The sequence below is a fragment of the Streptomyces sp. URMC 129 genome, from assembly GCF_051386415.1.
Classification (GTDB): domain Bacteria; phylum Actinomycetota; class Actinomycetes; order Streptomycetales; family Streptomycetaceae; genus Streptomyces.
The window spans coordinates 1-3,924 of the sequence record NZ_JBPQTQ010000233.1; the positions used below are offsets into that span (position 1 = coordinate 1).

The following is a 3,924-nucleotide window of genomic DNA, read 5'->3' on the forward strand; positions in this document are numbered from 1 at the left end:
GTCCCCGGCGCGGGCGGGCGCCGGGGACCGGGTGGGTGGGTCAGGCCGCCTTGGGGGCGCGGCGGTCGCCGGGCTTGTCCCAGATGCCGAACGCCTGCCAGATCCGCTTGTTGACGGGGGTGACGACGCCCAGCTCGGTCATCAGCTCCCGGATCTTGCCGACCGAGTTGCGGATCTCGTCCTGGGCCGCCTCGCTCTTGTACGCCTCGCGGACGACGTCGGCGGGGATGCGGAAGTGACGGACCATCGGGCCGGGCGGGGAGAGCATGATGCGGGCCATGACGCCGAGGATGGCGGGGGTGGCCAGGCCGAGGAAGCGGCGCCGCAGGCGCGGCATGCCCGGCACCCGGTGCCTGAGGTAGTGCCGGGCGAAGGAGATGTGCCGGGCCTCCTCCGCGATGTGGATGCGCATGATGGTCTCCTCCAGGGGGTGCTTGATGTGCCCGCCCTTGAGGGACTTGCGCTGGACGTAGTCGATGGGGTCCTCGCCGCCGAGCACGAAGACGAAGAACAGCTCGGTGTTGATCAGCGGTATCAGCGGGGTGACCTGGGCGATCACGCTCAGCGCCCGGGGCATGCCGCGGATGGGGAGGTTGGTGCGGTTGACGAACTCCTGGAACATCATGCCGTGATGACATTCCTCGGTCGTCTCGTGGTAGACGTACCGGAATTCGGGGCGGCCGTTGGGCAGGCGGTAGGCGTAGTTGAGCAGGCCCCGCTTGAGCAGGTTCTCGAACTGCAGGCCGATCTTCATCGCGGTGGCCACCCGCCAGAGCCCGATCTGCGCCTGGATCTCGGGGGGCTGCGACCGGTACCACTCGGTCTCGCCGAGGCGGTCGACCGGGGGGAGGATCCAGCGGGGGTCGTTCTTGTCGACGACGAAGTCCGGGTCGTCCCAGGGTATGTCGGCGTAGGCCTCCCAGTGCTTCTCCACCGACGCCTTGTTGAGGCGGTCGATGACGCCCAGGTAGGACTTGCGGTCCTTGACCTGCAGGCGCAGTTCCTCGGCGAGGTCCGTGGGGGGTTTCGTCATGTCGGGCGCTCCCTTGCGCTCGTGCCGTCTGTTGCGTCGGATGCGGGATGGGATGCGGTGCCGGTCCCCGTGTGGGTCTCCGCGTCGGGGACGAGCAGCCGGGCGAAGTTCTTGACCTGGGTCAGCACGTCCCGGTGGTGGCCCTCGGCGTCGTCGTCGAGCGCGTTCTGCACGGAGAGGCCGATGTACAGCGCGAACAGGCTGCGCACCAGGGTGGGCACGATGTCCTCGTGCAGGGGGGTCCGGGGGAAGAGCTGCTCGAAGGTCGCGATCATGATGTCGAGGATCCGGCCGTTGAGGTCTCGGCAGAGGTCGCGCAGTTCCTCGTCGGTGCGGGCGGCCATGGCGAGTTCGAGCAGGGCCCTGGCCGGGCGGCTGCGGAAGACCTCCCACAGCAGGTCCAGGGCGCCCTCGATGTTGTGGCGCTCGGGCGGCAGCCCGGCGAACGCGGACTCGTAGGCGTTGCGCTGGGCGATCAGCACGTGTTCGAGGGCGGCGGCGACCAGGGCCATCTTGGTCGGGTAGTGGTGCTGCTGCGCTCCGCGGGAGACGCCCGCGCGGCGGGCCACCTCGGTGGTCGAGGTGCCCGCCCAGCCGAGGTCGGCGAGGCAGTCCATGGTGGCGTCGAGCAGCCGCGCCCTGGTGCGTGACCGCCGCTCGTCCTGAGTCCGGCGGCCGGGGGCGTGGTGGGAGGTGCGGGCCTGCTGCTGGGGGCTGCTCACGGACACGTCACGACGGTAAGAGCGCCACATACAAGCAAGCAAGCCTGCTTGTATGTGGCGCCTGTCACAGCCCCGGCGTCCGGTGGGCGAGGAGGCCGCGGAACCCGGGCGCCGGGGCGTGGGACGGCCAGCCCCCGTCGCCGCCCTCCCCCATCGGCGGCCTGGCCGCACCCCCACTCTGGCGGCGGCCCATAAACGGGCGATCAACGTACGGTCGCCGCCGGTCGGGCCCGGTGGGTGGGGGGCGGCGACGGAGGGAACCGTGCGGGCCGCCGCCCGGCGCGTGGAGGACGTCGCCGGACAGGAGGAGGAACGACTCGGAGACGGCCGGGACGGGCGACCGGGAAGCCATGTCCGGCCGGACGGCGAGGACGGGTCCGGCCGGCTCGTCGGCCGGGGGGCCGGGGGTGGCGCCGCCCTCGCCCGTCCGGCCGGTGCGGCGGGGCTTCGGGCACGGCATCCGCGCTTTCTCCTGCTCACCGTCGCGGGGGCGGGCGCGGCACGGTGTCGCCGTCCGGGCCCCCGGCGCGAAGGGTCGCGCGAGCGGGCGCGGGCGCGGGCCGGTCGTCAGGTGCGGCCCTGGTCCTCCTGGGCCTGCTCCAGCAGCGTGGGCGCCGGCATCCAGGTGGCGCGCACGACGCGGAATCCCGCGTTCTCGTAGGCGTCGCAGACCCGCCGGTCGTCGTCCACGACGACCGTGACCGTGCGGTCCCGGGCCAGCAGCGCCAGCAGCTCCGGCTTGGCCACCCGGGCCGGGCGGCGGTCGCGTTCGGCGCGCATCAGCAGCGGGCCGGACGGCAGGCCGTGGTGCGCCAGCCAGGTCTCGGTGTCGCGGCGGCAGCGCTCCGGCCGGCCGGTGACGTAGGCGATGTCCTCGCTCCCGGCGTGGGCGAGCGCCAGCGCGACGCCCTCGGCCAGCGGCGGGTCCTCGGGCGCGGCGGCGAAGAAGGCGTTCCAGTCCGCCGGGCGGCGGCGCAGGAAGCGCAGCCGGTGCCGGACGTCGGCGAGCGTGCCGTCCAGGTCGAACACCGCCACCGTTCGCTCGGGCATCCGGTCACCTCCCGCGGGCCGAGGGGAACGCGCGTGCGCGCCCGGTGCCCATGATGCCGGGCTGCCTTCCGCGAGGTCCCGCGGGGTCAGCCGGCCGTGACGCGGAAACTGTCCATGGACGGGTCGGCGGCGTCGGGGATCAGCATCCCGGCGGCGGCGCCGCCGCGCAGGTAGTCCACGATCTCCTCGGTGATGACCTCGCCGGGCGCGACGACCGGGACGCCGGGCGGGTAGGGGCTGATCATCTCGGCGGCGATCCGCCCGGCCGCCTTCTCGGCGGGAACCTGTTCGGCCGGGCCGAAGAACGCGTCGCGCGGCAGGACGGCCTGCTCCAGTTCGAAGGCGCGGGGCTCGGGCTGGTGGACGCCCGGCGGCCGTTCGATGGTGCCGGCCTCCTCGGCCAGCCGGCGCAGGGAGTCGGTGAACAGCCGCTCGGTGTCGTCGTCGTCCGCGTGGGTGAACTGGCCGCTGATCCGGTAGGTGTCCGCGACGCCGATGTCGATGTGGCAGCGGTCGCGCAGCCATTCGGCGGCCTGCATGCCGTGGATGCCGAGGCGGCGCACGTCCACCACGATCTTCAGCGGGTCGAGGTCGGCGGCGGCGTCCGGCCCGGTCAGCTCGTCGTCCAGCAGCCACAGCCCGGGAACGCCGGCGAGCGCCGCGCGGACCCGGCGCGAGCGGCGCAGCGCCGCCTCCAGCAGGTCGTGTCCCTGTTCGACCATCTGGCGGCGCCAGCCGTCGAGGGACGCGTAGACGAGGGACGAGGAGCTGGTGGTGCCGAGCAGGTCCTCGCGCTGCTTGAGGACCTGCGGGGAGACGCGGTGGCCGCGCAGGTGGAAGACGGAGCTCTGCTCGATGGCGCCGCCCATCTTGTGGACGCTGGTGACGACGATGTCGGCCTCGGCGTCCATGCCCCAGGCGGGCAGCCCGGGGTGGAACGGCAGGTGCGCGCCCCACGCCTCGTCGACGATGAGCGCCGCGTCGTACCCGTGGCAGACGCGGGCGACGCCCCTGATGTCGGCGCAGGTGCCCCAGTTGGTGGGGGTGATCAGCAGCATGCCCTTGGCGTCGGGGTGTTCCCGGAACGCGCGGCGGACGTCGTCGGGGGCGCGTTCCGGG

The 3,924-nt window shown here is 73.3% G+C and carries 4 protein-coding genes; all 4 read right to left on the reverse strand.

Features of this window, described 5'->3' with window-relative positions:
• Positions 1-40 precede the first annotated feature (40 nt).
• The gene (locus ACSNOC_RS27210; RefSeq protein ID WP_436750237.1) at positions 41-1,033 is read right to left on the reverse strand and encodes an AurF N-oxygenase family protein; all 993 of its coding nucleotides are present in this window, start codon (positions 1,031-1,033) and stop codon (positions 41-43) included.
• The gene (locus ACSNOC_RS27215; protein WP_436750238.1) at positions 1,030-1,761 is read right to left on the reverse strand and encodes a TetR/AcrR family transcriptional regulator; all 732 of its coding nucleotides are present in this window, start codon (positions 1,759-1,761) and stop codon (positions 1,030-1,032) included. The genes ACSNOC_RS27210 and ACSNOC_RS27215 overlap by 4 nt, the downstream gene beginning before the upstream one ends.
• Positions 1,762-2,322: 561 nt before the next feature.
• Positions 2,323-2,805, reverse strand: coding sequence for a hypothetical protein (locus ACSNOC_RS27220; protein ID WP_436750239.1), 483 nt, complete (start codon positions 2,803-2,805; stop codon positions 2,323-2,325).
• Between the two features lie 86 nt (positions 2,806-2,891).
• The coding region (locus ACSNOC_RS27225; RefSeq protein WP_436750240.1) for an aminotransferase class I/II-fold pyridoxal phosphate-dependent enzyme at positions 2,892-3,924 on the reverse strand (1,033 nt) is incomplete at its 5' end.

Excerpts from the sequence above, each read along its gene's own strand:
- ACSNOC_RS27210 (WP_436750237.1), bottom strand. The coding sequence starts at position 1,033 with ATGACGAAACCCCCCACGGACCTCGCCGAGGAACTGCGCCTGCAGGTC.
- ACSNOC_RS27220 (WP_436750239.1), bottom strand. The coding sequence starts at position 2,805 with ATGCCCGAGCGAACGGTGGCGGTGTTCGACCTGGACGGCACGCTCGCC.